Source organism: Paracoccus sp. KKT209, assembly GCF_055635455.1.
Map to the genome: position 1 here is coordinate 1,145,495 of NZ_CM145758.1, position 25,235 is coordinate 1,170,729.

Below are 25,235 nucleotides of genomic sequence, written 5' to 3' on the forward strand. Positions count from 1 at the left end.
AAGGGTCATGTCGGATAATCTGCATGATCTGCATTTGGCATTGCAGAATACCTCCGTCTGGCCATAACCTGTGCCGGACGGCGGTTTTTTTCTGGGCCCGTGATGCGGCGCCGGGGATTTTCGCGCCGGTTCACGACCCGAAAAGGCCTGATCCATGCTGCAACAGCTGGCACTTCCACGCCCGGTATCGACGCACGATGTCCTGTCGGCTTGCCGCCGGTGCTGTCCGGCGCGGGCGGGCCTGGGCTGCGCCTGCTTGGGCGGGGCGGCACCCGAATGAGCGGATATGCCAATATCCGCCGCATCCGCGGGCTGATCGAGGGGCTGGACCGCTATACCGCCACGCCGGGGCGGGGAACGACCCGGCTGAGCTATAGCCCCGAATACAGCGGGGCCCGCAATTTCGTCGCGGCCGAGATGACCGCGGCGGGGCTGGCCGTGCGCGAGGATGCGGTCGGCAACATCTTTGGCCGGATCGAGGGCAGGGACCCCGACCTGGCGCCGATCCTGGTCGGCTCTCACCTGGACTCGGTGCCGAATGGCGGGCGTTTCGACGGCCCTGCGGGCGTGGTTGCGGGGATCGAATCCGCCTTCCTGTTCCGCGAGATGGGCCTGCGCCCCGAACGGCCCATCGAGGTCGTTGCCCTGATCGAGGAAGAGGGCGCGCGCTTTGACGGCGGGCTGCTGGGGTCGCGGCTGCTGACGGGGCAGCTGGACCCGGCGCTGCTGACCGAGCTGCGGGACGAGGCCGGCATTTCGGCAGCAGAGGCGATCGCGGCCTATGGGTTGGACCCGGCCGAGGCGGGACGCGCGGTGCTGGCGCCGGGGTCGGTCCATGCCTTTCTGGAACTGCATATCGAACAGGGGCCCGTGCTGGAGGCCGAAGGGCGCGACATCGGCATTGTCGACCGTATCGTGGGGCTGGCGCAGCTGAAGGTTACGGTGCGGGGCCGGGCGGGACATGCCGGCACCACGCCGATGAACCTGCGCTGCGATGCGCTGGTGGGCGCGGTCGCGATCCTGGCGCAGCTGCCTGACCTGGCGCGCGCGGTCGGTGCGGATGCGGTCCTGACGGTGGGCAAGATGGAGGTCCTGCCCGGCGGCACCAATGTCATCCCGGATCTGGTCCGCTTTTCCGTCGACCTGCGCGCCCCGTCCGAGGCGCAGCTGACACGCCTGATCGCAATGACCTGCGACGTGGTCGAGGGGGGCTCGGGCCACGGGCTGGACTGCCAAGTCGAACACCAGCTTTACGTGCCGCCCACGCCGCTGTCGCCCCGGATCGGCGCGGCCCTGACGGCCGAGGCCGAGGCCCTGGGTCTGTCGCATCGGGTGATGGTCAGCGGGGCCGGCCATGACGCCATGATCATGGCGGGACTTGCGCCGACGGGCCTGGTCTTTGTGCCAAGTCGGGGCGGCATTTCGCATGCGCCAGAGGAATGGACCGATTACGCCCAGTTGGCGCGGGGCATCGACGTGATCTTTTCGACGCTGCGCCGGATGGCGGGCGTCAGCGTTCCAGAACCAGCAGGTCGCCTTCAAAGCTGACGCGGGCAAAGCGGCGCAGATAGGACATGCCCAGCAGCGAATCGCGCAGCTCGCTGTCGATGACGACGGCGCGGACATTGCGGTCCACCGCATCGCCAATGGCGAAGTCCTGGATGGTGACCGACGCGGTCCGGACCCGCCCGTTCGCCGTCACCGCCTGCCCGTCAAAGCGCAGGCGTTCGGGGTCCAGGCCGATGCGGATGGCATCGTCCCGGCTGAGGGCCACGCTGGTGGCGCCGGTATCGACGATGAAATGAACCGGGGTTCCGTTCAGCATCGCCTCCAGGTGGAAATGGCCGCCGCGCCCCAAGGGAATCTCGATCCGGCTGCCGCCCTCCAGCACATGCTGCTGCGGCGCGGTCGAAGTCATCCACCAGTCGGCCGCCACGGCGGTCCCGGCAAAGATGACGCCCCACAGCAGCAGCTGGCGCAGCGCGCGTCCGCCGCGGCCGGACAGTTCGAACAGCATGGCGCCGCCGATGACGACCAGCAGCAGGACGTAATAGGCCAGGCGCGGCCATTCGGTTTCGCTCATCCGAACAACCCCGATCCGCGCAGCCCGTCGATCACGAACTGGACCGACAGCGCCGCCAGCAGCATGCCCAGCAGTCGCGTGACGACCATCGTGCCGGTCCGGCCAAGCGCGCGGGCCAGGGGCGTGGCCAGCACGAAGAGCATCATCGCGATGGCCAGCACCGCCAGCATCATCAGGTGGACCATGACGACATGCCCCGCGCCCTGATTCTCGCCCACCAGCAGGATCATCGTGGCCAGCGCACCCGGCCCGGCCAGCAGCGGCATGGCCAGCGGAAAGACCGACGGGTCATGGCTGGGACCATCGCCCTCGGCCTGACCCTCGCGGCGTTCGGTCCGCCGCTCGAACAGCATGTCCAGCGCGGTCAGGAACAGGAGCAGCCCGCCCGCGATGCGGAAGGCCGAGATCGAGATGCCGATGCTGGTCAGGATCGCCTCGCCCGCCAGCCCGAACAGCGTCAGCAGGATGGCGGCGATGACCAGCGACCGCAGGCCGAGCCGCCGGCGTTCGGCGCCCGTCATGTCCGGCGTCAGGGCGATGAAGATCGGCGCCAGGCCGATCGGGTCGATGACCACGAAAAGCGTGACGAAGGCGGTGATGTAGGTGGCCATGTCCATCCGTCCTTATCGCCCGCCGGCGCGCCGCTGCCAAGGACCCCGGCGCCGCAGCGTCCCGTCGCAGGCGTGCCGAATGTGACCCAGAAGGGCTTTGCATTCCCGGCCCCGAGGGCCTAAATATCCCCTGCGGGCGGTGGACCGCCTGGCAAGGGAGTCTCTCATGCTGAACAATATCGGCCTTCCGGGCCTTCTTCTGATCGCGGTCGTCGTGCTGGTCCTGTTCGGACGCGGCAAGATCTCGTCCCTGATGGGAGAGGTCGGCAAGGGCATCACCGCCTTCAAGAAAGGCGTCAAGGACGGCAGCGAAGAATTCGAGAACGCCGCCGCGGAGCCGCAGGACACTCCCCGCGATCCCGTCGTCCGGCGCGATCTTCCGGGGGAACGGGCGCGCGACGTGACGCCGCCGACGGCGCCCGGCAGCACGCCTTCCCCGGCCCCGCAGACGACCGACCGCGGCTGAGCCCGGAAAGGCACGTCCCATGCTGGACATCGGCTGGACCGAACTGCTGTTGATCGGCATCGTGGCGCTGATCGTGGTCGGTCCCAAGGATCTGCCGCATCTGTTCCATTCACTTGGCCGGATCATGGCACGCGTGCGCGGCATGGCCCGCGAATTCAGCTCGGCCATGGAGGACGCGGCCAAGGGGTCGGGTCTGGACGAGGCCGCGGGCTCGATCCGCGACATGAAGAGCCTGACCTCGAAGAAGGCCCTGGGCCTGGACGCGCTGGATCGCGCGGCCGACCGGCTGGAGAAATGGGACCCCAAGCGCCCCACCCCCCGGCGCGAGGTGCAGCCCGACCCGGCCTCGCCGCCGGCACCGCCGGCAGCGGCCCCCGCCGCCCCGCCCGCGGTTGCCGTGGCGGCCGCCACCCCCGCGCCTGCGGCGGCCCTGACCGCAGCGGCCGAGGAGCCGCAGCGCCGGCTGCACGGGGTGCGCCGCTCCGACATGAAAGACGAGTGAATTGGCCTCCAACACGCAGAATGACGAAGACCTGGACGACAGCTCGGCCCCTCTGATCGAGCATCTGGCCGAGCTTCGCACCCGGATCATCTGGTCGCTGGTGGCCTTCATCACCGCGATGGTGCTGTGCTATACCGTCTGGAACCCAATCTACAACGTGCTGACCCAGCCCATCTGCCACGCGTTGGAGGAACGGGGTCAGGAATGCGGCCTGATCCTGCTGAAATTGCAGGAAGGTTTCTTTGTCGCGGTCCGGATCTCGCTTCTGGGCGGCTTCGTTCTGTCCTTTCCGGTCATCGCCTACCAGATGTGGCGATTTGTGGCACCGGGCCTTTATCGCAACGAAAAGGCGGCTTTTTTGCCGTTCCTGGTCGCCTCTCCGATCATGTTCTTCATCGGCGCGGCCTTTGCCTTCTACGTCATCCTGCCGATGGCCTACGACTTCTTCCTGGGCTTCCAGCAGGGGCCGCTGCAGCTGCCCGACGATGCCACGGTGCCGACGCCGGCCACGCCGCTGGCGGCCATCGTCTTCCAGGGATCGGTGGACGAATACCTGTCGCTGACGACCAAGTTCATCCTGGCCTTCGGGCTCAGCTTCCAGCTGCCGGTGCTGCTGACGCTGATGGGACGGGCGGGGCTGGTTTCGGCTTCGGGCCTGGCGGCGGTGCGGCGCTATGCCGTGCTGGCGATCCTGGTGCTGGCGGCCATTGCCACGCCGCCGGACGTGATCTCTCAGATCGTGCTCTTTACCGTGGTCTATGGCCTCTACGAGGTCTCGATCCAGCTGGTGAAGCGCATCGAGAAAAAGCGCGAGGCCGAGCTGCGGGCCCAGGGGCTGTGGGTCGAGGACGACGAGTGAGCCCCAGGACCCTGAACCGCATCGCCGACGCGCTGGACCGCCTGGCCCCGCCGCCGGTTCCCGCGCCCGATTTCGGCGATGCCGATGCCTATGTCTGGCATCCCGATCCCGACCGTTTGGAGCCGGTGCCCGTCGTCGACCGGATCGACCTGGTCCAGCTGATCGGCATCGACCGGGCCAAGCAGACCCTGCTGGCCAACACGCTGCAATTCGCGCGCGGCCACGGTGCCAACAACGCCCTGCTGTGGGGTGCGCGCGGCATGGGCAAGTCGTCGCTGGTCAAGGCCGTGCATGCCGAGGCGGTCGCAGAGGGCCTGCCGCTGGTGCTGGTCGAGATCGCGCGCGACGACCTGTCCTCGGTCAGCCGCCTGCTGGCGATCCTGGGCGCCGCTTCGGGGCGCCGCTTCCTGCTGTTCGCGGATGATCTGTCCTTCAGCCATGACGATGCGCAATACAAGTCGCTGAAGGCGGTGCTGGACGGCGGCATCAGCGGGCGGCCCGGCAACGTGATCCTTTATGCGACATCGAACCGGCGTCACCTGATGCCGCGCGACATGATCGAGAACGAACGCGCCACCGCGATCCATCCGGGCGAAGCGGTCGAAGAAAAGGTCTCGCTCTCGGACCGTTTCGGGTTGTGGCTGGGTTTTCACCCCTGCGACCAGGACCAGTTCCTGGCGATGATCGACGGCTATTGCGCGGCCTATGATCTGCGCATCGATCCGGCAGTCCTGCGGGCCGAGGCGATCGAGTGGCAGGCCACGCGCGGCGGCCGGTCCGGCCGGGTCGCCTGGCAGTTCTTCACCGACCTGGCGGGGCGCCATGGTGTCGCCGTCTGAGCAGGGGGCGCGGCCGTCCCGGCATCAGCGCGCCCCATGACCGACCGCAGCGGCCCCCATGTCCTGACCGGCACCCGCATCCGCGAGCGCAGGATGGCGCTGTCGCGTCGCCAGGCGGATGTGGCACGTTCGGTCGGCATTTCACCCGCCTATCTGAACCTGATCGAGCACAACCGCCGGCCCGTCGGGCAGGACCTGATCGCGCGCCTGGCCGAAGAGCTGGATGTTCCCCCCGATGAGCTGTCGGAGGGCCGGGAGGAGGTCCGCATCGCCGCCCTGCGCGAGGCCGCCGTCCATCCCGTCGGCAGCAATGCCGCAGCCGAACTGGAGCAGGCGGCCGAGTTTCTGGCCCGCTTTCCGGGCTGGGCCGCCCTGTTGATCGCCCATGCCCGGCGCGGCGGCGGGCTGGAACGCCAGCTGGTCGATCTGTCGGACCGCATGACCCAGGATCCCTATCTGCTGACGACGCTGCACGAGGTGCTGTCGGCCGTGACCTCGGTCCGTTCGACCGCCGCCATCTTGGTCGAGGAGGGTGATATCTCGCCCGACTGGCGGCAGCGTTTTCACGCCAACCTGCACCAGGACAGCCGCCGCCTGTCGCTGACGGCGCAGGCCCTGGTGACCTATCTGGACAGTTTCGAGGCCGAGGGCACCGCTGCCACCCCCCAGGAAGAGGTCGAGGCCTGGCTGACCAGCGACGAGGGCCGCGCGGGCGATGTCGGCGCACTGGCCTCGGACGTGGCGCGGGCCATGGCGACCCAGCTTCAGCGCTGGCTGTCCGAGGACCGCGACGCCCTGCCGGACGATGTCCTGGCCGATGCGCTGCTGCATCCGCAGGCCGCCGACCCGGTGCAGATCGCCGCGCGTCTGGGGCTGCCCCTGGATCTGGTGCTGCGGCGGCTGGCGGACCTGCGTCCGGCGGGGTTCGAAGGCGCGGGTCTGCTGATCTGCGACGGGTCGGGCGCGCTGACGCTGCGCCGGGCGGCGCCGGGCTTTCCGCTGCCGCGGCCGGGGGACAGCTGCGCGCTGTGGCCGCTTTATCATGCGCTGGCCATGCCGCAGGTGGCGCTGGAGCGCATGGTCGTCACGCCAGATGGGCGGCCGTTCCGGACGATCAGCTTTGCCACGCGCAGCCAGCCCGGTGGCCTTGCCGGCCCGCTGCTGACACAGGCGGCGATGCTGCTGCTGCCGGCCGAGGGTCCCGCCCCGGCCGACGCGCTGCCCATCGGGCCCGCCTGCCGCATCTGCCCCCGCGCTGCCTGCCCGGCGCGGCGCGAACCCTCGATCCTGGTCGCGCAGGCGGGACCGCGCGCGGGATAGGGCCCTGGACGACACAGGAACGCCGACCAACGGCCCTTTGACACAGGCCCGTGATCCGGCCCATTATCCGCGGGCCGAGGCGGGGAGGGGCGCAGCCTGATGCAACTGGACATCCTGATGATCGAGGATGAGCCCAACATCGCCGAGGCGGTGCGCTTCATCCTGTCGCGCGAGGGGTGGCGGGTCGACCTGCATGCGGACGGCGCCGGCGGGATCGAGGCGATCCGCCAGCAGCGGCCGCGGCTGGTTATCCTGGACCTGATGCTGCCCAACCGCTCGGGGACCGAGATCCTGTGCGACCTGCGGGCGGCGGGCGACGCGGACCTTGCCGCGACGCCGGTCCTGATGCTGACCGCGCGCGGGCAGGCGGCCGAGGCCGGGGCGCAGGCGGACGCTGTCCTGACCAAGCCCTTCGACAACGAGGATCTGCGCGCGATGGTGCGCCGGATGCTGGCATGACCAGGCCCGGGGACGCCTGATGCCCGGCCGACCGCTGTTCCTGGAGCGGGCCTCGTTCCACCGCCGCCGCTTGGGCGACGCGGCGCGGGTCCTGCCGATCCTGGCCATGCTGCTGATCCTGGTGCCGGTCTGGTGGGTGCCCTCCAGCGTCAGCTTCGCGGCCGGGGCGGTCTGGATCTTCAGCCTCTGGGGGGGTCTGGTAATCGCGGTCTGGGCGCTGCACCGCGCGCTGCTGCGGGCCGAGGCCGCCACGGTCCGCGCCAGCGAGGCCGATCCCGACGCGGCGCAGGGGCGCGACGATCCCCATGCCCTTTGAATCCCTGGTTGCGACCTGCCTGGCCTATGTCGTCCTGATGTTCGGGGTGGCCTATGCGGCCGACCGCGCCGCCGCGCGCGGGCATGTGCGCTGGCTGGACCATCCGCTGGTCTATACCCTGTCCCTGTCGGTGTATTGCTCGGCCTGGACCTTTTACGGGGCGGTCGGCTATGCCTCGCGCTCGGGGCTGGAATTCCTGACGATCTACCTTGGCCCGACCATCGTCTTCACCGGCGCCTGGTGGGGGTTGCGGCGGTTGGTCCGGGTGGCGCGAATGCATCATGTCACCTCGGTCGCCGACCTGATCTCGGCGCGCTTCGGCAAGTCGAACCCCCTGGCGGGGCTGGTGACGCTGATCGCGGTCATCGCCTCGACGCCCTATATCGCGCTGCAGCTGCAATCCGTGCGCCTGTCCTTCGAGGTCTTCGCCACCGACGCCCCGAACGGCGCCGCGCTGGACGGCAGCGCCTTTGGCGGCACCGGCCTCTGGGTCGCGGCGGGGCTGGCGCTGTTCACGATCCTCTTTGGCACGCGCAACCTGGCGGCGGATGAACGCCACCACGGCGTCGTCACCGCCATCGCACTGGAGGCGGTGGTCAAGCTGCTGGCCTTTGTCGCGCTTGGCGTCTTCGTGGTCTGGGGCCTGGCGGACGGGCCCCTGGACATGCTGGACCGCATCGCCCGCGCCAGCACTGACCCGCAGGTCGCGCAGGGCTGGATGCTGCAGCCCGACCGCTGGACTGCGCTGATCCTGGTCTCGGCCGCGGCCATCCTGACCCTGCCGCGCATGTTCCAGGTGATGGTGGTCGAGGCCGCCGACGAGGAGCGCCTGCATGTCGCGGGCTGGGCCTTTCCGGCCTACCTGTTCGCGATGTCGCTCTTCGTGCTGCCCATCGCGGTGATGGGGCGCGAGATGCTGCCCGCCAGCGCCAATCCCGACCTCTACGTGCTGACCCTGCCGGCGGCGGCGGGGCAGGACCTGCTGGCGCTGCTGGTCTTTCTGGGCGGGTTCTCGGCCGCGACTTCGATGGTGGTCGTCTGCGCAATCGCTGTGGCCACGATGGTGTCGAACCACTGGCTGGTCCCCGTCTGGCTGGCCCTGCGCCGCATCCCCGCGGGGGATGAGACCGACGATCTGCGCGGCTTTGTGCTGAACGCGCGGCGGCTGGCGATCCTGGCGGTCATGGCGGCGGGCTGGGTCTATCACGAGGCCTCGGGGGGAACGGCGGCGCTGGCGGCGATGGGGCTGGTGGCCTTCACCGGCATGGCGCAGGTGCTGCCCGCGATGGTGGGCGGCCTCTTGTGGCGCGGCGCCAACCGCAAGGGCGCCTATGCCGGGATCGGTACGGGATTTGCGCTGTGGATGGCGCTGCTGTTTTTGCCCTCGGTCGGGATCGGCGGCTCGCTTCCGGTGCCCGCGGGCATGGACCCCTGGACCGCGGCCGTGATGCTGGCGCTGATCCTGAACACGCTGGCGTTCATCGGCGTGTCGATCTTCGGCTTTCCCGACCCGGTCGAACGGCTGCAGGGCCTGTCCTTCGTGTCGGCGGTCGAGCCCATCCGCCACAGCCGGATGATGCGCGGCAATGACCGGGCCGAGCCGCTGCTGGCCATGGCGCGCCGGGTCTGGGGCGCGGATGCGGCGCTGCGCTATTTCCAAGCCGAGGCGCGGGCGCAGGGCAAGTCCGGCTATCTGCCCGACCTGACGCCGCGCTTCCTGACCCGGCTGGAGCGGCGGCTGGCGGGCTCCATCGGCTCGGCCACGGCTCATGCGATGATCGACCGCGTGGCGGGGGGCGTGGCCCTGACGGTCTCGGACCTCTTGCAGGTCGCCGATGAGGCGCAGCGTGCCAAGGAGGAGACGCAGCGTCTGGAGGCCGCGCGGGCCGAACTGGTCCGCACCGCCGGACAGCTGCGCGAGGCCAATGACAAGCTGACCGCGCTTTCGGTGCAGAAGGACGCCTTCCTGGGCCAGATCAGCCATGAGCTGCGCACGCCGATGACCTCGGTCCGGGCCTTTTCCGAGATCCTCAAGGACCCCTCGCTGACCGAGGCTGAGCGCACCCGATTCGCCGGAATCATCCATGACGAAGCCGGCCGCCTGACCCGCCTGCTGGACGACCTGCTGGACCTGTCGGTGCTGGAAAGCCGCCGGGCGCAGCTGACGGTGGGCGTCGCCAACCTGCACGACCTGATCAGCCGCGCGCTGTCGGCCGCCTCGGCCACGCGGCCGGAACGGGGGTTCCTGATCGACCGCGACCTGCCTTCGGAACATCTGGCGGTGATCACCGACGTGGACCGGCTGCTGCAGGTCTTGATCAACGTGATCAGCAATGCCCGCAAGTATTGCGACGCGGTGCACCCGGTCCTGATCATCCGCGTGCGCCGCCCCGAGGGCGGCGGTGCCGTCATCGACATCGTCGACAATGGCAGCGGCATCGACAGTGGCCGACAGTCCCTGATCTTTGAGAAATTCGCCCGGCTGAACGACCCCGCGCGGGCCGGAGGCGCGGGCCTGGGACTGGCCATCTGTCGCGAGATCATGCTGAACCTGGGCGGCGAGATCAGCTATCTGCCGGGGCAGGGGGGTGCGGCGTTCCGCATTGTCCTGCCGGCGCGTCCGCCTGCGGGGGCCGAGGAGGCCCGGCAGGCTTAACCCTTTCTCAACCACCTCCGGGCCATGGTGCGAAAGGAACAGCCTGATTCGGACGCAAGATGACGCAAGCAGACCCCAGTGACGGCGCCATGCGGCCGCTTCCCGACAAGGCTGTGCTGCGCCGCATGCTGGAGGCGCGGGCCCAGGCCAGGCTGGGGCAGGGGGGCGCGCCGCAACTGCCGCAGCCGCCGGCCCCCACCCCCGCGCGCGCGGCCGGAACGGCCCTGGGCCGGGCGGCGGATCAGCTTTATGGTCTGTCGGTGCAGCCGATCGCGGTCCAGCCCGGCGCACTGACCCTGGCAGAGCTTCCGGAACTGCTGCCCGACCTGCCGCTGGTGGCCGTGCTGCAGGGGCCGGGCGATCACCTGGGCGCCATCGCGCTGTGCCCGCAGACCGTCGCTGCGCTGATCGAAATCCAGGCCTTGGGCCGCGTCACCACGCGCCCGGTCGAACGGCGCCGGCCGACCCGCAGCGATGCGATGCTCTGCGCCGATTTCATCAACGGCCTGTTGACCGAACTGCCGATCGAGATGGAGGGGGTCGAAGGCTTTGACGCCATTGCCGGCTATCGCTATCTGACCCATCTGGAGGACGCCCGCCCCCTGGCCCTGATGCTGGAGGACAGGCCCTTCCGCAGCCTCAGCTTTCAACTGCGGATGGGCATCCCTGACAGCCGCGAGGGCCGCATCCTTCTGGCCCTGCCGCAATCCGCCCTGCCGCGCGCGCGGACAGAACAGGCGCTGCCGGCCCCGGCACCTGTCGCACAGGGGGCGCCGGCACCCGCCGCGGACAAGCCCCGGCCCACGCTGCAGTCCGCGATGAGCGATGCGCCCGTCGAGGTGACGGCCGTCCTCTGCCGCCGGCAGATATCGCTGGCCGAACTGCGCGCCCTGACCCAGGGGCGGCTGCTGCACCTGCCGCGCAGCTGCATGGCCCAAGCCACGGTGGAAACCGCCGCAGGCCAGGTTCTGGCGCATGGCAAGTTCGGCGAGGCCGAGGGACGCCATGCCATCCGCCTGCGCGACCCCGCGCTGCCGGCGGGGCAGGACCGTCCCCAGATGCAGGGTGACGCCGAGCCCCTTCTGGGCGCGGCGCCCCCGCCGGGCGACCTGTCGCAGCCCGATCCCTTTCGCGCCTCCGTTGCTGCCGGGGGTGCCGTGGTCGTGGGTCCGGGGGGAGCGGTTGCGGGGCGTCCCGACTGAAATGGCGCTTTTTCCTTGAAATCCGCGCGCTCTGGTCGCATCTAACAGCGGTCCCGAATCTTGCGGGATGATTATGATGGAGTGACCATGGCCAAGGAAGAAATGCTCGAATTCCCCGGCGTCGTGAAGGAACTCCTGCCCAATGCGACATTCCGGGTCGAGCTAGAAAACGGCCATGAGATCATCGCACATATGGCAGGAAAGATGCGCAAGAACCGCATCCGCGTTCTGGCCGGCGACAAGGTTCAGGTGGAAATGAACACCTATGACCTGACCAAGGGGCGGATCAATTACCGCTTCAAGTGAGATGTCGGACGCGACTGTGGATACGGAAGGCCGCGTCATGACCAAGACCATACCGCCACGGCTGATCCTGGGATCGGCCAGCCCGCGCAGGCTGGAATTGCTGGCCCAGATCGGGATCAAGCCCGACGCCCTGCGCCCCGCAGACATCGATGAGACGCCGCGGCGGGGGGAAACCCCGCGCGACTATGTGCGGCGCATGGCGGCTGAAAAGGCCGCAGCGCTGCATCTGGCCCACGACGAGGCCGCGCTGACCGCCGACACGACGGTGGCCGTGGGCCGTCGCATCCTGGGCAAGCCCGCGGATCGGGACGAGGCCGCCGCCTTCATGCGCCTGATGTCCGGCCGGCGTCACGTCGTCCTGACGGCGATGGCCCTGCGCCACGGATCGCGCACGGCCCTGCGCCTTGTCGAGACCAAGGTCCGCATGCGCGCCATCGACGAGCCTTCGCTGCAACGATACCTGGACGCGGGCGACTGGCAGGGCAAGGCCGGCGCCTATGCCATTCAGGGTGCCGCCGCCGCCTTCATCCCCTGGATCGAGGGATCGTTCTCGGCCGTCGTGGGCCTTCCGCTTTCCGAAACCGCCGCCATGCTGGCCGCCATCGGCATTCACCCCGTTTCCGCAGGAGTATCCCCATGAAGGGTCGTCAGGTCGTTCTGGGCCATCTGTTTGGCCAGGAGGCCGCCGCCCTGATGGAGGACGGACAGCTGATCGACCTGCTGGTCGGCACCTCCGCCGTGACCCCCCTGGCGCCCGGCGCGATCTGCCGCGCGGCCGCCGACCGCCTGATGAAGGGGCAGGGCGGCATCTTCCTGCGCCTGCCCGACGGCCAGACCGGCTATCTGCGCGACCGCAAGGGCGTCTCCGAGGGCAAGCCGCTGCTGGTCCAGATCGCGGGCGTCGCCGAAGAGGGCAAGGCCCTGCCCGTGGTCACGCGGCTGTTGTTCCGCGGCCGCCATGCGCTGGTCACCCCCGGCGCGCCGGGGGTGAACGTGTCCCGCCGCATCCGCGACGAGGACCGGTGCGAGGATCTAGAAACCCTGGGCCGCGACCTGCTGGGCGATCGGCCGCATGGCCTGATCCTGCGCAGCGCGGCCGAAACCGCCGACGATGACGAGATCGCCGAGGAACTGACCGAGCTCCTGGACTTGACCGATCGCATCTGCACCGAGACCTCGGGCGCCCCCGAACTGCTTCTGGATGCACCAACGCCGTGGGAGCAGGCCTGGATGGACTGGGCCGATCCGGCCCCCGACGCGGTCGAGGAGGGCGAGGACAGCTTTGAGCGCTGCGGCGTCCTGGACGCGGTCGAGGCGCTTCTGTCACAGCGGATCCCCCTGCCGGGTGCGGGCGATGCCACGATCGAGACCACCCGTGCGCTGGTCGCGGTGGATGTCAACACCGGCAACGACACCTCTCCGGCGGCCGGGCTGAAGGCGAACATCGCCCTGGCTCGCGAACTGCCGCGGCAGCTGGCCCTGCGCGGCCTGGGCGGGCAGATCGTTGTCGACTTTGCCCCGATGCCCAAGCGCGACCGTGCGACGCTGGACCAGGTGCTGCAGGGCGCCTTCCGGCAGGCGGGAACGGAGACGACCTTGGTCGGCTGGACGACGATGGGCCTTTTTGAGCTGAACCGGAAACGCGACCGCGTGCCCCTGGCACGGCTGGCCGCCGCAGCGGGACAGGCCTGATGGCCTGCCCGATCTGCGGCAAGAACAGCGTGCCCAGCTATCGCCCCTTCTGCTCGAAGCGTTGCGCGGATGTCGATCTGGCCAAGTGGTTGCGGGGCGATTACGTGATCCCCGGCCCGCCCCTGGAAGAGGTTCCTTCGGACGAAAACCCGCTCGACTGACCGGGACATAAAATCTTCAGATTGGCTCTGGACAGCGCCCGAACTGCCCCTTAAACACCCCTCACCAGCGCCGGAAACGGCGCATCCGGCGCCCGGATAGCTCAGTTGGTAGAGCAGCGGATTGAAAATCCGCGTGTCGGCGGTTCAAATCCGTCTCCGGGCACCATTACATCCTGCATGCTATTGAAAAGCCTCAGCTAAGTTCAATCTTGGCCAGGGCGTAGAACATGGCGGCATACAAATCTGCACCCCACACATTCACAAAAGACGGGGTCTTCTACTTCGTGCGGCGGATCCCGGTGGAACTGCAGAAGCACTACACTTCCCAGAAAATCGCCTACTCGTTACGAACTAAATCAATGGCAGTTGCTGCCGCACGGGCAATTCGTGCAGCCAGCCAGCTTGATGAATACTGGTTTCATCTTCGGGCGCAGGATGCCGGGCTACCGGGCAAGCATATGCTGCGGTTGAACATCAGCAAACCGGCACCCTCATCACCGCCAGATAAGGCTTCCGTCACCAGCGATGAGCCGAAGCTGTCCGAATGTGTGGCAACATACATTCGCCTCAAGGGATCTGGAAAGCCACAGACCTTTCGGAGCGCCGCTGAGCGATCTTGCGGCTATGTTATCGATGTTTGCGGCGACAAGGCGTTGGGCGAATACACACGAAAAGATGCAAACGCATTTCGGGATGCCTTGGTGGCACGAGGAATGGCCGGAAGCAGTATTACCCGCATCTTCGGTACGGTTAGGGCTGTGACCAACTTTGCAGCCAGCGAGGAAGGCCTGACGCTGACCAATCCGTTCGGTGGTGTCTACTATGATCGGACTGCAGGGGTTGTTGATCGCCTGCCGATTCCTGTGGACAGCATCCGGAGGATTCAGACCATCTGCTATCAGACTGATGACGAAATGCGCTGGCTGGTGGCCTTAATCGCTGATACCGGCATGCGCTTGGCCGAGGCGGCAGGTCTGCTTCTTGAAGACTTCGGCCACGACGACAATGGCTACTACGTCCACGTAAAGCCGCATCAGTGGCGTAGACTGAAAACCACAAGCAGCGCTCGGACTATCCCTCTTGTCGGATCCTCTGTCTGGGCGGCACAGCGACTACTGCAAAGCGGTCGTACATCAGGTTTTGCATTTCCTCGCTACAACAAGACGGGTCAGACGAACGCAAATGCAGCTAGTGCGGGGCTCAACAAGTGGTTGAAGCCGCATGTTCACCAGTGCGCCACGATGCATGGCTTCCGACACTCGATGCGGGACCGGTTGCGGGCTGTGGAATGTAAGCGCGACGTCGAGGCCCTATGCGGGGATGCTTGACGGCTGCTGTGGTTAGCGCCACGGCATGAGGTCTTCGATGTGGGATTTGGGGTGCCCGTCGAGGATGGCCTGGAGTGTGTCGGCGAGGTAGTCCACGGGGTTCACGCCTGACAGCTTGCAGGTAGCGACGAGCGAGGCGAGCATGGCCCAGTTCTCGGCGCCGATCTCGTTTCCCGCAAAGAGTGCGTTCTTGCGGGTCAGCGCGATCGGACGGATCTGGTTCTCGACCGGGTTGGTGTCGAGCTCGAGGGTCCCATTTTCGAGGAAGCGGGTCAGACCGGTCCAGTGCGCGAGGGCATAGCGCATATCCTCGGCCAGCAGGGACTTTTGTGGGATGCGTGACAGCTGGGTTTCCAGCCAGGGCTTGAGCGCGGCGATGATCGGGGCTGCATGCTCGCGTCTGGCGATGAGGCGGTCGGCGGGGGCGTGGCCGCGCACGGTCTGGCGATGTTGCGCAAATCAGCCCCGAGCATGACTGCCCCCTTTCCCGCCATTCTTCAGCGGACTGCTTCGATCTCGGCCCTGCCAAGGGCCGAGAAGCGGTTCATGATGGCGATGCGGATCTGGATTTCGGCGGTCTGGCGGGCGGGGTCTCGTGACATGATCCTCTCGCCGAAGAGCTTCAGGCAGTTCATCAAAGCTTCGACCCGACTTCGGGCGTGATAGCCGGTCCACTTCTTCCAGAGCGCCCGGCCCAAGCGCCTGGTTGCCCGCAGGATCTCATTTCGCGCGGCAGCAGCGGGACAGTCTTCTTTCCAGGCGCGGCCATTGCGCCGGATCGGTATGACGGCATCCGCGCCTCGGTCGATGATCGCGCCATGGCATCGTCGTGTATCGTAAGCACCATCTGCGGTGACCGTGCCGATCGTCTCTTCCGGCGGGATCTGCGCCAGAAGCTCCGGCAGCAGCGGGCTGTCGCCTTGGCGGCTCGAGGTCAACTCGACCGCGCGCACATCCCCGGTGCCCGCGTCCATGGCGAGGTGGACCTTTCTCCATTGCCTCCGGCGTGACGGGCCATGTTTGCGGGTCTGCCACTCGCCGTCCCCGCGGAACTTGATACCGGTGCTGTCGATCAACAGGTTCAGGGGCTGCCCGGACGCGCGATACGGGACCTGCACCGCGATCCGCGCCTGCCGGCGGCACAGCGTCGAATAGTCCGGAACCGGCCAATCAAGCCCCGCCATCTGGATCAGGCTTTCAACCAGCCCGACCGTCTGCCGGAGCGGAAGCCCAAAAAGCACTTTCAGGGTCAAGCAGGTCTGGATGGCAGCGTCCGAGAAGGTCTCGGGTCGCCCGCGCTTGCCGGTCTTGTCGGCGTGCCAGACCGTCTCGGGATCGAACCAGACCGACAGCGAGCCGCGCTTGCGCAGCGCCGCATTGTAGTCTGACCAGTTCGTCGTGCAGTAGCGGATCGGGGAAGGCTTCGGCATGCCCTCGACCTAACCCTCAGGACGCGCTCAGTGAATCCCCCTCACTGAGATGTGCAACAAGGTCGCGATCAGTAGCCATAGTTTTGCTGGGGTAAATAGCTGCCACGGTGCCTGCAACGGGAGCCTAACCAGACCATCAAGGTCAAGGACACCGTCTCCGGGCACCATCTTCCTCCCTCTATGCACCAGTGCCGACAGACGAGCATGTCTTGCGCTGTTCGAGACAGCAGGGCGCCGCGCGCGGCGGCCGGCAGTGATGTTCCTGAAGCGTTGTGATGCGCGCGATCCATGTCGCGCTGGCAGGGAAGGTGGTAGGCCCGGCAGGACTTGAACCCGCAACCAAGGCGTTATGAGCGCCCTGCTCTGACCAGTTGAGCTACAGGCCCCCGCAGCGAGCTTCTGGGTAATGCCAGGATGCGCCCGGGTCAAGCGCTTGGGCGTTGCCCCGGATGCAGGCTTCCGCTATCGGAGGGCCGACATCAGCCGGGGGCCGCCATGACGAAGAACGGGATCAGCTATCGCGACGCAGGGGTCGACATCGACGCCGGAAACGCACTGGTCGAGCGTATCAAACCTGCCGCAGCGGCGACCGCGCGGCCGGGGGTGATGGATGCGCTTGGCGGCTTTGGCGCGCTGTTCGACCTGAAGGCCGCGGGCTATGACGACCCGATCCTGGTCGCGGCCACCGACGGCGTGGGGACCAAGCTGCGCATCGGCATCGACACCGGCCACCTGGACGGGCTGGGCCAGGACCTGGTGGCGATGTGCGTGAACGACCTGGTGTGCCAAGGCGCCGAGCCGCTGTTCTTCCTTGATTATTTCGCCACCGGCAAGCTGTCGGTCGACGAGGGCGCCCGCGTGGTCCAGGGCATCGCGCGCGGCTGCCAGGCAGCGGGCTGTGCGCTGATCGGCGGCGAGACGGCCGAGATGCCGGGCATGTATCACGACGGCGACTTTGACCTGGCAGGCTTTGCCGTGGGCGCGATGAACCGGGGCGCGGCGCTGCCCGCGGGCGTGGCGCAGGGCGACGTGCTGCTGGGCCTGGCCTCGGACGGCGTGCATTCGAACGGCTATTCGCTGGTCCGCAAGGTGGCCGAACATGCCGGCCTGACCTGGACCGATACGGCCCCCTTTGCCGACGGCACCCTGGGCGAGGCGTTGCTGACGCCCACGCGGCTTTACGTCAAGCCCGCGCTGGCCGCGATCCGGGCGGGCGGCGTTCATGCGCTGGCCCATATCACCGGCGGCGGGCTGACCGAGAACCTGCCGCGGGTGCTGCCCGCCGATCTGGGCGCCGACATCGACCTGACCTCGTGGCAGCTGCCGCCGGTCTTCCGCTGGTTGGCCGAGGCCGGGGGCATTGAACAGGCCGAGATGCTCAAGACCTTCAACAGCGGCATCGGCATGATCCTGGTCGTGGCGGCCGACCGCGCCGATGCGCTGACCGATCTGCTGGCCGGGCAGGGCGAGAGGGTGCACCGTCTTGGCACGGTCACGGCCGGCACAGGCATCCGCTATTCCGGCACGCTTGCGTGACACGCGTCGCGATCCTGATCTCCGGCGGCGGCTCGAACATGCTGCGGCTGGTCGAGGACATGACGGGCGATCATCCGGCCCGCGCCGTGCTGGTCGCCTCGAGCGATCCCGGGGCGGCGGGCCTGGCGCGGGCGGCGGCACTGGGGGTGCCGACGGCGGCGGTCGACCACCGCGATTTTCCGCGCGACAGGGCCGGTTTCGAGGCCGCGCTTCTGGCGCCGCTGCTGGAGGCCGAACCCGACATCCTGTGCCTGGCGGGCTTCATGCGCATCCTGACGCCCGGCTTTGTCGCGCGCTTTGACGGGCGGATGCTGAACATCCACCCTTCGCTGCTGCCGAAATATCCGGGGCTGCACACCTATGCCCGCGCGATCGAGGCCGGCGATGCCGAGGCGGGCGCCACGGTCCACCTGGTCACGCCGGAACTGGATGCGGGGCCGATGCTGGGCCAGGCGCGGGTGCCGGTCCTGCCAAGCGACACGCCCGATACGCTGGCCGCGCGCGTCCTGGTGCAGGAACACCGGCTTTATCCGGCGGTGCTGCGGCGCTTTGCGGCCGGCGACCGGACGCCCGTCCTGCTCTAGCGCAGGGTCAGAGCCACAGCCGCGACAGGGCGTCCAGCGGATCGTCCTGCGTCCAGATCTCGGGCCCCAGGGCGATGAAATCCGCGATGGGCGACAGCTGGGCGATCAGGTCGCGGGTGATCGCGCCTTCGGCCACGACCGGAACCTCGATCGTCTCGGACCACCACTGGAACAGGTCCAGCGGCGCAGGCTCGCCGCGATAAAGGGCGGATTCGCTGACCGGACCAAAGGCCACGTAATCGGCCCCGCTTTCGCCGGCCGACATCCCCTCGTGGCGCGAACTGCCGCAAAAGGCGCCCACGATCGCGTCCTCGCCCAGTTCCTTGCGGGCATAGCGCACGCTGCGCGCGCCGTCCGTCAGGTGCACACCGTCCAGCCCGTGCCGCTGCGCCAGCTTGATGTGGTCGTCGATCACCACCGCCACGTCCCGCGCATGGGCGATCTCTCGGGCCAGGTCGGCCAGGCGGCCCAGCTCGTCCTCTTCGGCGCCGCCGCGGATCCGCAGGCAGGCCGGAGCAAAGCGGTCCATCACCTCGGCCAGCATCGGCCCCAGGGCCGAGGCCTGGGCCCCGGCGGGCGTCATCAGATACAGTTGCGGTGCATCGGTCATCGCGCATCTCCTTTTGTCGCAGATAGCGCAGCTTGCCCGCCGCCGCCAGACGGACTAGATCCCGGGCCATGCAAATCGAACGCCAACCCGTGATCATCCTGGTCCGCCCGCAAATGGGCGAAAACATCGGCGCCGCCGCGCGCGCCATGCTGAATTTCGGCCTGACCGAGATGCGGCTGGTCGATCCGCGCGACGGCTGGCCCAACCCCAAGGCCGTGGCCATGGCCTCGGGTGCGGCGGGGCGGGTGCTGGACACGGCCCGCGTCTATCCGACCCTGGCCGCCGCGATGGAGGGCGTGGATTACGCCTATGCCACCACCGCGCGCGGGCGCGAGCTGACCAAGCCCGTCTTCACCCCCGCCACCGCCATGGCGCAGGCCCGCGCCCATCCGGGACGCAGCGCCATCATCTTCGGCCCCGAACGGACAGGGCTGGAAAACGATGACATCGCGCGCGCCAATGCCATTGTCACGGTGCCGGTGAACCCCGAATTCCCGTCGCTGAACCTGGCCCAGGCCGTGCTGCTGATGGGCTATGAATACGGGCGCGAGATCCTGCCGCCCGAGCCCGCCCCCCATGCCCGCCGCAGCGAGGCCGAGGAACTGGCCGACCGCATCGAGATCGAGCGGCTTGGCGACCATTATGACGAAAAGCTGACCGAGGCCGGCTTCTTCTTTCCCGAGACCAAGGCCGCGCCGATGCGGCTGAACCTGCGCAACATGTGGGCGCGCCTGGCGCTGACGCGCGGCGATGTGCGCATCCTTCACGGCATGCTGCGCCAGTTGACCCGCCGATAGGCGGTCCCTAACCTCCGCCCGAAAGGAGCCCCCGCGATGGCCAAGCGACCTGTCTTCCAGGAAGTCTCGGACCCCTCCGTCAGCCGCCCCGTCCAGACCACCGGCATGATCGACGCCCGCCCCAAGGGCGCCCGCCGCGCCATCAAGCTGTGGCTGATGGTGCTGTTCGCGATGGTGCTGGCGATGATCGCCGTGGGTGGTGCGACGCGGCTGACCGGATCGGGCCTGTCGATCACCGAATGGGCGCCCGTCACCGGCACCATTCCGCCCCTGAACGCCGCCGACTGGCAGCGCGAATTCGACGCCTATCGCCAGATCCCGCAATACCAGGAGGTCAACCGGGGCATGTCACTGGCCGAGTTCCAGTACATCTATTTCTGGGAATGGGGCCACCGCCTGCTGGGCCGCCTGATCGGCCTGGTCTGGGGCCTGGGCTTCCTGTTCTTCCTGGTGACCCGGCGCATTCCCACCGGCTGGACGCCGCGCCTGCTGGCGCTTGGGGCGCTTGGCGGGCTGCAGGGGGCGATCGGCTGGTGGATGGTCAGCTCGGGCCTGGTCGAGGGGATGACCCGCGTCGCCTCCTACCGGCTGGCCACGCATCTGGGCATCGCCTTCGTCATCCTGGGCCTGATCGCCTGGTTCGTGCTGCAACTGTCGCGGACCGAGGCACAGCTGCTGCGCGCCCGCCGCGCGGGCGAGGCCAAGCTGTTCTCCATGTCCACGGGTCTCTTGCACCTGACCTTCCTGCAGATCCTGCTGGGCGCGCTGGTCGCGGGCATCGACGCGGGCCGCACCTATACGGGCTGGCCCACGATGGGGGGGGAATGGATCCCCGCGGCCATCTGGGACGGCACGCTCGGCTGGCGCAACTTCTTCGAGAACCCGGCCCTGGTCCAGTTCATCCACCGCATGACGGGATACCTGCTGGCGATCTTTGCCGTCGTCGTCTGGCTGCGCGCGCGCCGCTCGCCGCATCCGGTGACGCGCGGGGCGTTCAGCGTGATGATCGTGGCGGTGGCGGCACAGATCGGACTGGGCATCCTGAACGTGATCCACGCCTCGCCCCTGGAACTGGCGCTGGCCCACCAGCTGGGCGCGGTGGCGCTGTTCACGTTGATCCTGCGCGCGCGCCATCACGCACGCTACCCGATTGAAACCTCCATCCGCGGAGTCGCAAGATGAGCGCACTGACCGACCTGCTGGCCTTCCAGCGCCAGACCGAGGCGCTGTCCTCGGTCGCCGAGCGGCTTGGCTGGGACCAGGAAACCGTCATGCCGCGCGGCGCCGCCGACCAGCGCGCCGAGGAAATGGGCGCCATGGAGGAGGTGCTGCACGAACGCCGCACCGATCCGCGCATCGGCGAATGGCTGGAGGCGGCCGATCCGCAGAGCCTGGCCGACCGCCGGGCGATCCAGCTGATCGCCCGCGACTTTGCCCGCACCAGCCGCGTCCCGGCGCGCCTTGCGTCGGAACTGGCGCGCCTGACCTCGCTGGCGCAGGGCATCTGGGCCGAGGCGCGCGCCAAGGACGCGCCCGAGGATTTCCTGCCGACGCTGGACCAGGTCCTGATGCTCAAGCGCGAGGAGGCCGCCTGCCTGGCCGATGGCGGCGACCTGTACGACGCGCTGCTGGACGATTACGAACCTGGCATGACCGGGGCCCAGGTCGCCGCGCTGTTCGACGCGATGCGCCCGCGTCTGGTGACGTTGCGCGAGGACGTGCTGGGGGCCGACCGGCAGCCCCAGGCCCTTGGCGGGCACTTCCCGCAGGAAACGCAGCTGCGGCTGGCGCGCGCCTGTGCGACGGCCTTCGGCTATGACTGGACGCGCGGTCGCATGGACCTGGCAGTGCATCCCTTCAGTTCCGGCCGCTGGCAGGACAGCCGCATCACCACGCGCGTGGTCGAGACGGACCCCTTCAACTGCCTTTATTCGACGATCCACGAGGTCGGGCATTCCAGCTATGAACAGGGCATTGATCCCGACTATGCCTTCACGCCCCTGGGCCGGGGCGTGTCGATGGGCGTCCACGAAAGCCAGAGCCGCATCTATGAAAACCAGATGGGGCGCGGCCGCGCCTTCACCGGCTGGCTGTTCACCCGCATGTCGGACGCCTTCGACGGGCTGAACATCACCGATGCCGAGGCCTTCTATGCGACGGTGAACCGCGTCACGCCGGGCTATATCCGCACCGAGGCCGACGAGGTTCAGTACAACCTGCACATCATGCTGCGCTTTGATCTGGAGCGTGACCTGATCTCTGGCCGCCTGGACAGCCGCGACCTGGTCGAGGCCTGGAACGCGCGCTTCCTGAAGGATTTCGGCGTGGCGGTGGATCGTCCGGCAAATGGCGTACTGCAGGACGTGCACTGGTCGGTGGGCCTGTTCGGCTATTTCCCGACCTATGCGCTTGGCAATGTCTATGCGGGCTGCCTGAACCAGGCCCTGCGCGCGGCGGTGCCCGATCTGGACGCTGCCCTGGCCCAGGGCGATGGCACGCCCGGCACCGAATGGCTGCGCGAGAACCTCCAGCGCCACGGCGGCCTGATGCCGCCCGCCGATCTTGTCGAAACCGCCTCCGGCCGCGACATCAGCCCGGAACCTCTGCTGGATTACCTGGAGCAGAAATTCGGCCGCATCTACGGCCTCTGACCGCCCGATCGGGTATTTGAACAACGAAGAAGCCCCGGGGCGTGCACCTGGGGCTTCTTCTTTGCGAAATACCCTGCGGGGGGTTCGGGGGGGCGCAGGCCCCCCCCGGCTGCCGCGGGATGCGGGTCACTCGGCGGCGCGGGCCATCGGGTTGTTCTGGTGGCTGGTCCAGTTGGCGTAGCCGCCCCGCGGGATCCCCGTGCGCTTGTCGATCTCGCCGATCTCCAGCTCGCGCATGGTGATGCAGTTCTCGACCGGGCAGACATCGACGCAAAGGTTGCAGGCGACGCATTCCTCCTCGATCACCTCGAAGACGCGGCCGGGCTTCATCGCGATCGCCTGGTGGCTGGTATCCTCGCAGGCGGCATAGCAGCGGCCGCAGCTGATGCAGGCGTCCTGGTCGATCACCGCCTTGGTGACATAGTTCAGGTTCAGCTGCTGCCAGTCGGTGACATTGGGCACAGCCCGCCCGATCAGTTCGGGCAGGGTCATCTCGTGGCTGTCCAGATAATCGTGCAGCCCGGTGATCATCTCCTGCACGACCTTGAAGCCATAGGTCATCGCCGCCGTGCAGACCTGCACATTGCCGGCGCCAAGCGCCATGAATTCGGCCGCGTCGCGCCAGGTGGTCACGCCGCCGATGCCGCTGATGGGGATGCCCGCCGTCACCGGATTGCGCGCGATCTCGGACACCATGTTCAGGGCGATGGGTTTCACCGCCGGCCCGCAATAGCCGCCATGGCTGCCCTTGCCGTCGATGGTGGGCTGGGGCGCGAAGAGGTCCAGGTCGACCGAGGTGATCGAGTTGATCGTGTTGATCAGGCTGACCGCGTCTGCACCCCCGCGTTTCGCGGCCTCGGCGGGCTTGGTCACGTCGGTGATGTTGGGCGTCAGCTTCACGATGCAGGGCATGCGGCTGTGTTTCTTGACCCACCGCGTGACCATCTCGATGTATTCCGGCACCTGGCCCACGGCGCTGCCCATGCCGCGCTCGGCCATGCCGTGGGGGCAGCCAAAGTTCAGTTCGACCCCGTCGGCGCCGGTGTCCTCGATGCGGTGCAGGATATCCTTCCAACTGTCCTCGTCGCAGGGCACCATCAGGCTGATGATCAGCGCGCGGTCCGGATAGTCGCGCTTGACCGACTTGATCTCGCGCAGGTTCACCTCCAACGGGCGGTCGGTGATCAGCTCGATGTTGTTGATGCCCAGAACGCGGCGGTCGGCACCGTGGATCACGCCATAGCGCGGGCCGTTGACGTTCACGACGGGCGGGCCCTCGGACCCAAGCGTCTTCCACACCACGCCGCCCCAGCCGGCCTGAAAGGCGCGGCGGACGTTGTATTCCTTGTCGGTCGGCGGCGCCGAGGCCAGCCAGAAGGGGTTCGGGGACTTGATCCCGATGAAATTGCTGCGCAGGTCTGCCATGATCGGGCCCTCAGCCGGGGATTTCGACGGGACGTCCGGTCAGCCGGGCGTCGATGTCTTCTGCCGCGTCGCGGCCTTCGGCCACGGCGGTCACGGTCAGGTCGTCCCCGCCCGCCGCACAGTCGCCCCCGGCCCAGACCCCGTCCAGCGTGGTGCGGCCCGGCCCGGTGACCAGGATCTTGCCGCCCGCCAGTTCCAGCCCGTCCGGCGCACCGTCCAGGCGCTGGCCGATGGCGCGGAAGACCTGGTCGGCCTTCAGGCGAAAGCGGTCCTCGGTCAGCACCAGCCCGTCAGGCTCGGCGCGGGTATAGGCGAACTCGACCTCGGTGACGGCGCCGTTGCCATGGACCGCGACGGGCGCGGCGTTGCAGATGATGCGCACGCCGCTGGCCGTCGCATGATCCTGTTCGTGGCGGCTGGCGCCCATGCGGTCCTGACCGCGGCGATAGACGATGCTGACATTTTCCGCGCCCAGCAGGCGGGCCTGCACGGCGGCGTCCACAGCCGTCATGCCGCCGCCGATCACCACCACGTCGCGGCCGACGGGCAGGGCGGTCAGGTCATGGGCCTGGCGCAGGTCGCGGATGAAGCTGACCGCGTCCAGCACGTTCTGCCGGTCCTCTCCCTCGGCGCGCAAGGCGTTCACGCCGCCCAGGCCCATGCCCAGGAAGACCGCGTCATAGTCGGCCTGCAGCCCCTGCAGCGTGATGTCGCGGCCGATCGCCTGGTCGTGGCGCAGCTCGATCCCGCCGATGCCGATCAGCCAGTCAACCTCGGCCTGGGCAAAGCCGTCCACGGCCTTGTAGCTGGCGATGCCGTATTCGTTCAGCCCGCCCGGCTTGGGCCGGGCCTCGAAGATCACGACGTCATGGCCGTTGGCGGCCAGACGATGCGCGCAGGCCAGACCCGCAGGGCCCGCGCCCACGACCGCGACGCGCCGGCCGGTGGGGGCGGCGCGCTTGAAGGGATGCGTGCCCTGCGCCATCAGGCCGTCAGTGGCATAGCGTTGAAGGGCGCCGATCTCGACCGGCTTGCCCTCGGCTGCCTCGCGGACGCAGGCGCCCTCGCACAGCTGTTCGGTCGGGCAGACGCGGGCGCACATGCCGCCCAGGATATTGGCGTGAAAGATCGTCATCGCCGCCGCGTCCGGGGTGCCGGTCGCGATCTGGCGGATGAACAGCGGGATGTCGATCGACGTGGGGCAGGCCGTGATGCAGGGCGCATCGTGGCAGAAATAGCAGCGGTCCGCCGCGACCCGCGCCTCGTGCCGGTCCAGGGGGGGCGCGACATCGACAAAGTTCGCCGCCAGCTCAGCGGGCGTCAGCCGCCCCGGCACGACGCCGGGCGACAGTCTTGCTTGGGACATTTTCGTCTCCTGGCTCACCTGTTGGATGGAATCAGG

The 25,235-nt window shown here is 68.3% G+C and carries 27 protein-coding genes and 2 tRNA genes; 21 read left to right on the top strand and 8 right to left on the bottom strand.

The features are described 5' to 3' along the window. The first annotated feature begins 276 nt into the window (after positions 1-276). Positions 277-1,548, top strand: a complete 1,272-nt coding sequence (locus ACZ2G3_RS05620) for an allantoate amidohydrolase (protein ID WP_470398227.1) — start codon at positions 277-279, stop codon at positions 1,546-1,548. Here the strand turns inward: ACZ2G3_RS05620 and ACZ2G3_RS05625 are convergent. Both ACZ2G3_RS05625 and ACZ2G3_RS05630 read right to left on the bottom strand, forming a co-directional pair. Further along, positions 1,511-2,083, bottom strand: a complete 573-nt coding sequence (locus ACZ2G3_RS05625; protein WP_470398229.1) for a retropepsin-like aspartic protease family protein — start codon at positions 2,081-2,083, stop codon at positions 1,511-1,513. The two genes, ACZ2G3_RS05620 and ACZ2G3_RS05625, sit on opposite strands and share 38 nt — an antisense overlap. Continuing rightward, a complete protein-coding gene (locus tag ACZ2G3_RS05630) occupies positions 2,080-2,700 on the bottom strand; it encodes a MarC family protein (protein ID WP_470398231.1) in 621 nt (206 codons plus the stop codon). Before ACZ2G3_RS05630 ends, ACZ2G3_RS05625 begins: the two co-directional genes overlap by 4 nt. 160 nt (positions 2,701-2,860) lie before the next feature. Between ACZ2G3_RS05630 and ACZ2G3_RS05635 the strand changes: the two genes are divergently transcribed. The 15 genes from ACZ2G3_RS05635 (at position 2,861) to ACZ2G3_RS05705 (ending at position 14,800) form a co-directional block, all read left to right on the top strand. Continuing rightward, complete coding sequence (locus tag ACZ2G3_RS05635) at positions 2,861-3,160, top strand: twin-arginine translocase TatA/TatE family subunit (RefSeq protein WP_419267324.1); 300 nt, start codon at positions 2,861-2,863, stop codon at positions 3,158-3,160. Positions 3,161-3,179: 19 nt separating this feature from the next. Next, positions 3,180-3,662: a Sec-independent protein translocase protein TatB gene (gene tatB / locus ACZ2G3_RS05640; RefSeq protein WP_470398233.1), complete on the top strand. Its 483-nt coding sequence runs from the start codon at positions 3,180-3,182 to the stop codon at positions 3,660-3,662. A gap of 1 nt (position 3,663) precedes the next feature. Beyond that, positions 3,664-4,521 (top strand): twin-arginine translocase subunit TatC, encoded by an 858-nt coding sequence (gene tatC, locus ACZ2G3_RS05645; RefSeq protein WP_470398235.1) that lies wholly within the window; start codon positions 3,664-3,666, stop codon positions 4,519-4,521. Beyond that, positions 4,518-5,360 (top strand): ATP-binding protein, encoded by an 843-nt coding sequence (locus ACZ2G3_RS05650; RefSeq protein ID WP_470398237.1) that lies wholly within the window; start codon positions 4,518-4,520, stop codon positions 5,358-5,360. The genes tatC and ACZ2G3_RS05650 overlap by 4 nt, the downstream gene beginning before the upstream one ends. A gap of 36 nt (positions 5,361-5,396) precedes the next feature. Beyond that, positions 5,397-6,680 (top strand): short-chain fatty acyl-CoA regulator family protein, encoded by a 1,284-nt coding sequence (locus ACZ2G3_RS05655; RefSeq protein WP_470398239.1) that lies wholly within the window; start codon positions 5,397-5,399, stop codon positions 6,678-6,680. 99 nt (positions 6,681-6,779) lie between these two features. Beyond that, positions 6,780-7,139 (top strand): response regulator transcription factor, encoded by a 360-nt coding sequence (locus ACZ2G3_RS05660; RefSeq protein ID WP_470398240.1) that lies wholly within the window; start codon positions 6,780-6,782, stop codon positions 7,137-7,139. A gap of 19 nt (positions 7,140-7,158) precedes the next feature. Then, positions 7,159-7,455 carry a hypothetical protein gene (locus tag ACZ2G3_RS05665; RefSeq protein WP_470398242.1) on the top strand — a complete coding sequence of 99 codons (297 nt, stop codon included), beginning with the start codon at positions 7,159-7,161 and terminating at the stop codon, positions 7,453-7,455. Continuing rightward, the gene (locus tag ACZ2G3_RS05670) at positions 7,445-10,111 is read left to right on the top strand and encodes an ATP-binding protein (protein ID WP_470398244.1); all 2,667 of its coding nucleotides are present in this window, start codon (positions 7,445-7,447) and stop codon (positions 10,109-10,111) included. The genes ACZ2G3_RS05665 and ACZ2G3_RS05670 overlap by 11 nt, the downstream gene beginning before the upstream one ends. A 59-nt stretch (positions 10,112-10,170) precedes the next feature. Beyond that, positions 10,171-11,313 (top strand): FliM/FliN family flagellar motor switch protein, encoded by a 1,143-nt coding sequence (locus ACZ2G3_RS05675; RefSeq protein ID WP_470398246.1) that lies wholly within the window; start codon positions 10,171-10,173, stop codon positions 11,311-11,313. Positions 11,314-11,400: 87 nt separating this feature from the next. Then, a complete protein-coding gene (gene infA, locus ACZ2G3_RS05680; RefSeq protein WP_010397442.1) occupies positions 11,401-11,619 on the top strand; it encodes a translation initiation factor IF-1 in 219 nt (72 codons plus the stop codon). Between the two features lie 37 nt (positions 11,620-11,656). Beyond that, on the top strand, positions 11,657-12,259 hold the full coding sequence (locus ACZ2G3_RS05685) for a Maf family protein (protein WP_470398250.1): 603 nt from the start codon (positions 11,657-11,659) through the stop codon (positions 12,257-12,259). Then, a complete protein-coding gene (locus tag ACZ2G3_RS05690; protein WP_470398252.1) occupies positions 12,256-13,311 on the top strand; it encodes a ribonuclease E/G in 1,056 nt (351 codons plus the stop codon). The genes ACZ2G3_RS05685 and ACZ2G3_RS05690 overlap by 4 nt, the downstream gene beginning before the upstream one ends. After that, on the top strand, positions 13,311-13,472 hold the full coding sequence (locus tag ACZ2G3_RS05695) for a DNA gyrase inhibitor YacG (protein WP_470398253.1): 162 nt from the start codon (positions 13,311-13,313) through the stop codon (positions 13,470-13,472). The genes ACZ2G3_RS05690 and ACZ2G3_RS05695 overlap by 1 nt, the downstream gene beginning before the upstream one ends. A gap of 90 nt (positions 13,473-13,562) precedes the next feature. Continuing rightward, a tRNA-Phe gene (locus ACZ2G3_RS05700) sits at positions 13,563-13,638 on the top strand. Positions 13,639-13,699: 61 nt separating this feature from the next. Continuing rightward, positions 13,700-14,800, top strand: coding sequence for a DUF6538 domain-containing protein (locus ACZ2G3_RS05705; RefSeq protein WP_470398255.1), 1,101 nt, complete (start codon positions 13,700-13,702; stop codon positions 14,798-14,800). 12 nt (positions 14,801-14,812) lie between these two features. Here the strand turns inward: ACZ2G3_RS05705 and ACZ2G3_RS05710 are convergent, their stop codons facing one another. The 3 genes from ACZ2G3_RS05710 to ACZ2G3_RS05720 all read right to left on the bottom strand — a co-directional run bounded on the left by ACZ2G3_RS05710 (position 14,813) and on the right by ACZ2G3_RS05720 (position 16,616). Beyond that, complete coding sequence (locus ACZ2G3_RS05710; protein WP_470398256.1) at positions 14,813-15,238, bottom strand: IS66 family transposase; 426 nt, start codon at positions 15,236-15,238, stop codon at positions 14,813-14,815. A 59-nt stretch (positions 15,239-15,297) separates the two neighbouring features. Next, complete coding sequence (locus ACZ2G3_RS05715) at positions 15,298-16,230, bottom strand: IS5 family transposase (RefSeq protein WP_470395316.1); 933 nt, start codon at positions 16,228-16,230, stop codon at positions 15,298-15,300. Positions 16,231-16,539: 309 nt separating this feature from the next. Beyond that, positions 16,540-16,616: transfer RNA gene (locus ACZ2G3_RS05720), tRNA-Ile, on the bottom strand. Between the two features lie 109 nt (positions 16,617-16,725). On the opposite strand from ACZ2G3_RS05720, the gene purM reads away from it, so the two are divergent. Further along, a complete protein-coding gene (gene purM, locus ACZ2G3_RS05725) occupies positions 16,726-17,766 on the top strand; it encodes a phosphoribosylformylglycinamidine cyclo-ligase (protein ID WP_470398258.1) in 1,041 nt (346 codons plus the stop codon). Then, entirely contained in the window at positions 17,763-18,350 is a 588-nt protein-coding gene (gene purN, locus ACZ2G3_RS05730) for a phosphoribosylglycinamide formyltransferase (protein WP_470398260.1), read from the top strand. The genes purM and purN overlap by 4 nt, the downstream gene beginning before the upstream one ends. A gap of 7 nt (positions 18,351-18,357) precedes the next feature. On the opposite strand, the gene ACZ2G3_RS05735 is transcribed toward purN, so the two are convergent. Continuing rightward, entirely contained in the window at positions 18,358-18,960 is a 603-nt protein-coding gene (locus tag ACZ2G3_RS05735) for a thiamine phosphate synthase (RefSeq protein WP_419267338.1), read from the bottom strand. Positions 18,961-19,028: 68 nt separating this feature from the next. Here ACZ2G3_RS05735 and ACZ2G3_RS05740 point away from each other — a divergent pair, with 68 nt between their 5' ends. The 3 genes from ACZ2G3_RS05740 to ACZ2G3_RS05750 are packed head-to-tail and all read left to right on the top strand — an operon-like array spanning position 19,029 to position 22,408. After that, entirely contained in the window at positions 19,029-19,757 is a 729-nt protein-coding gene (locus ACZ2G3_RS05740) for an RNA methyltransferase (RefSeq protein ID WP_470398262.1), read from the top strand. Positions 19,758-19,793: 36 nt separating this feature from the next. Further along, positions 19,794-20,939, top strand: a complete 1,146-nt coding sequence (gene ctaA, locus ACZ2G3_RS05745) for a heme A synthase (protein WP_470398264.1) — start codon at positions 19,794-19,796, stop codon at positions 20,937-20,939. Beyond that, complete coding sequence (locus ACZ2G3_RS05750) at positions 20,936-22,408, top strand: carboxypeptidase M32 (protein ID WP_470398266.1); 1,473 nt, start codon at positions 20,936-20,938, stop codon at positions 22,406-22,408. Before ctaA ends, ACZ2G3_RS05750 begins: the two co-directional genes overlap by 4 nt. A 126-nt stretch (positions 22,409-22,534) precedes the next feature. Here the strand turns inward: ACZ2G3_RS05750 and preA are convergent, their stop codons facing one another. Beyond that, positions 22,535-23,833 carry an NAD-dependent dihydropyrimidine dehydrogenase subunit PreA gene (gene preA, locus ACZ2G3_RS05755; protein WP_470398268.1) on the bottom strand — a complete coding sequence of 433 codons (1,299 nt, stop codon included), beginning with the start codon at positions 23,831-23,833 and terminating at the stop codon, positions 22,535-22,537. A gap of 10 nt (positions 23,834-23,843) precedes the next feature. After that, on the bottom strand, positions 23,844-25,199 hold the full coding sequence (locus tag ACZ2G3_RS05760) for an NAD(P)-dependent oxidoreductase (RefSeq protein ID WP_470398270.1): 1,356 nt from the start codon (positions 25,197-25,199) through the stop codon (positions 23,844-23,846). Positions 25,200-25,235 lie beyond the last annotated feature (36 nt).

Coding starts and splice junctions, on each gene's coding strand:
- ACZ2G3_RS05620 (WP_470398227.1), top strand. CDS start 277: ATGAGCGGATATGCCAATATCCGCCGCATCCGCGGGCTGATCGAGGGG.
- ACZ2G3_RS05625 (WP_470398229.1), bottom strand. CDS start 2,083: ATGAGCGAAACCGAATGGCCGCGCCTGGCCTATTACGTCCTGCTGCTG.
- ACZ2G3_RS05630 (WP_470398231.1), bottom strand. CDS start 2,700: ATGGACATGGCCACCTACATCACCGCCTTCGTCACGCTTTTCGTGGTC.
- ACZ2G3_RS05635 (WP_419267324.1), top strand. CDS start 2,861: ATGCTGAACAATATCGGCCTTCCGGGCCTTCTTCTGATCGCGGTCGTC.
- tatB (WP_470398233.1), top strand. CDS start 3,180: ATGCTGGACATCGGCTGGACCGAACTGCTGTTGATCGGCATCGTGGCG.
- ACZ2G3_RS05655 (WP_470398239.1), top strand. CDS start 5,397: ATGACCGACCGCAGCGGCCCCCATGTCCTGACCGGCACCCGCATCCGC.
- ACZ2G3_RS05660 (WP_470398240.1), top strand. CDS start 6,780: ATGCAACTGGACATCCTGATGATCGAGGATGAGCCCAACATCGCCGAG.
- ACZ2G3_RS05665 (WP_470398242.1), top strand. CDS start 7,159: ATGCCCGGCCGACCGCTGTTCCTGGAGCGGGCCTCGTTCCACCGCCGC.
- ACZ2G3_RS05670 (WP_470398244.1), top strand. CDS start 7,445: ATGCCCTTTGAATCCCTGGTTGCGACCTGCCTGGCCTATGTCGTCCTG.
- ACZ2G3_RS05675 (WP_470398246.1), top strand. CDS start 10,171: ATGACGCAAGCAGACCCCAGTGACGGCGCCATGCGGCCGCTTCCCGAC.
- infA (WP_010397442.1), top strand. CDS start 11,401: ATGGCCAAGGAAGAAATGCTCGAATTCCCCGGCGTCGTGAAGGAACTC.
- ACZ2G3_RS05685 (WP_470398250.1), top strand. CDS start 11,657: ATGACCAAGACCATACCGCCACGGCTGATCCTGGGATCGGCCAGCCCG.
- ACZ2G3_RS05690 (WP_470398252.1), top strand. CDS start 12,256: ATGAAGGGTCGTCAGGTCGTTCTGGGCCATCTGTTTGGCCAGGAGGCC.
- ACZ2G3_RS05695 (WP_470398253.1), top strand. CDS start 13,311: ATGGCCTGCCCGATCTGCGGCAAGAACAGCGTGCCCAGCTATCGCCCC.
- ACZ2G3_RS05705 (WP_470398255.1), top strand. CDS start 13,700: ATGGCGGCATACAAATCTGCACCCCACACATTCACAAAAGACGGGGTC.
- ACZ2G3_RS05715 (WP_470395316.1), bottom strand. CDS start 16,230: ATGCCGAAGCCTTCCCCGATCCGCTACTGCACGACGAACTGGTCAGAC.
- purM (WP_470398258.1), top strand. CDS start 16,726: ATGACGAAGAACGGGATCAGCTATCGCGACGCAGGGGTCGACATCGAC.
- ACZ2G3_RS05735 (WP_419267338.1), bottom strand. CDS start 18,960: ATGACCGATGCACCGCAACTGTATCTGATGACGCCCGCCGGGGCCCAG.
- ACZ2G3_RS05740 (WP_470398262.1), top strand. CDS start 19,029: ATGCAAATCGAACGCCAACCCGTGATCATCCTGGTCCGCCCGCAAATG.
- ctaA (WP_470398264.1), top strand. CDS start 19,794: ATGGCCAAGCGACCTGTCTTCCAGGAAGTCTCGGACCCCTCCGTCAGC.
- ACZ2G3_RS05750 (WP_470398266.1), top strand. CDS start 20,936: ATGAGCGCACTGACCGACCTGCTGGCCTTCCAGCGCCAGACCGAGGCG.
- preA (WP_470398268.1), bottom strand. CDS start 23,833: ATGGCAGACCTGCGCAGCAATTTCATCGGGATCAAGTCCCCGAACCCC.
- ACZ2G3_RS05760 (WP_470398270.1), bottom strand. CDS start 25,199: ATGTCCCAAGCAAGACTGTCGCCCGGCGTCGTGCCGGGGCGGCTGACG.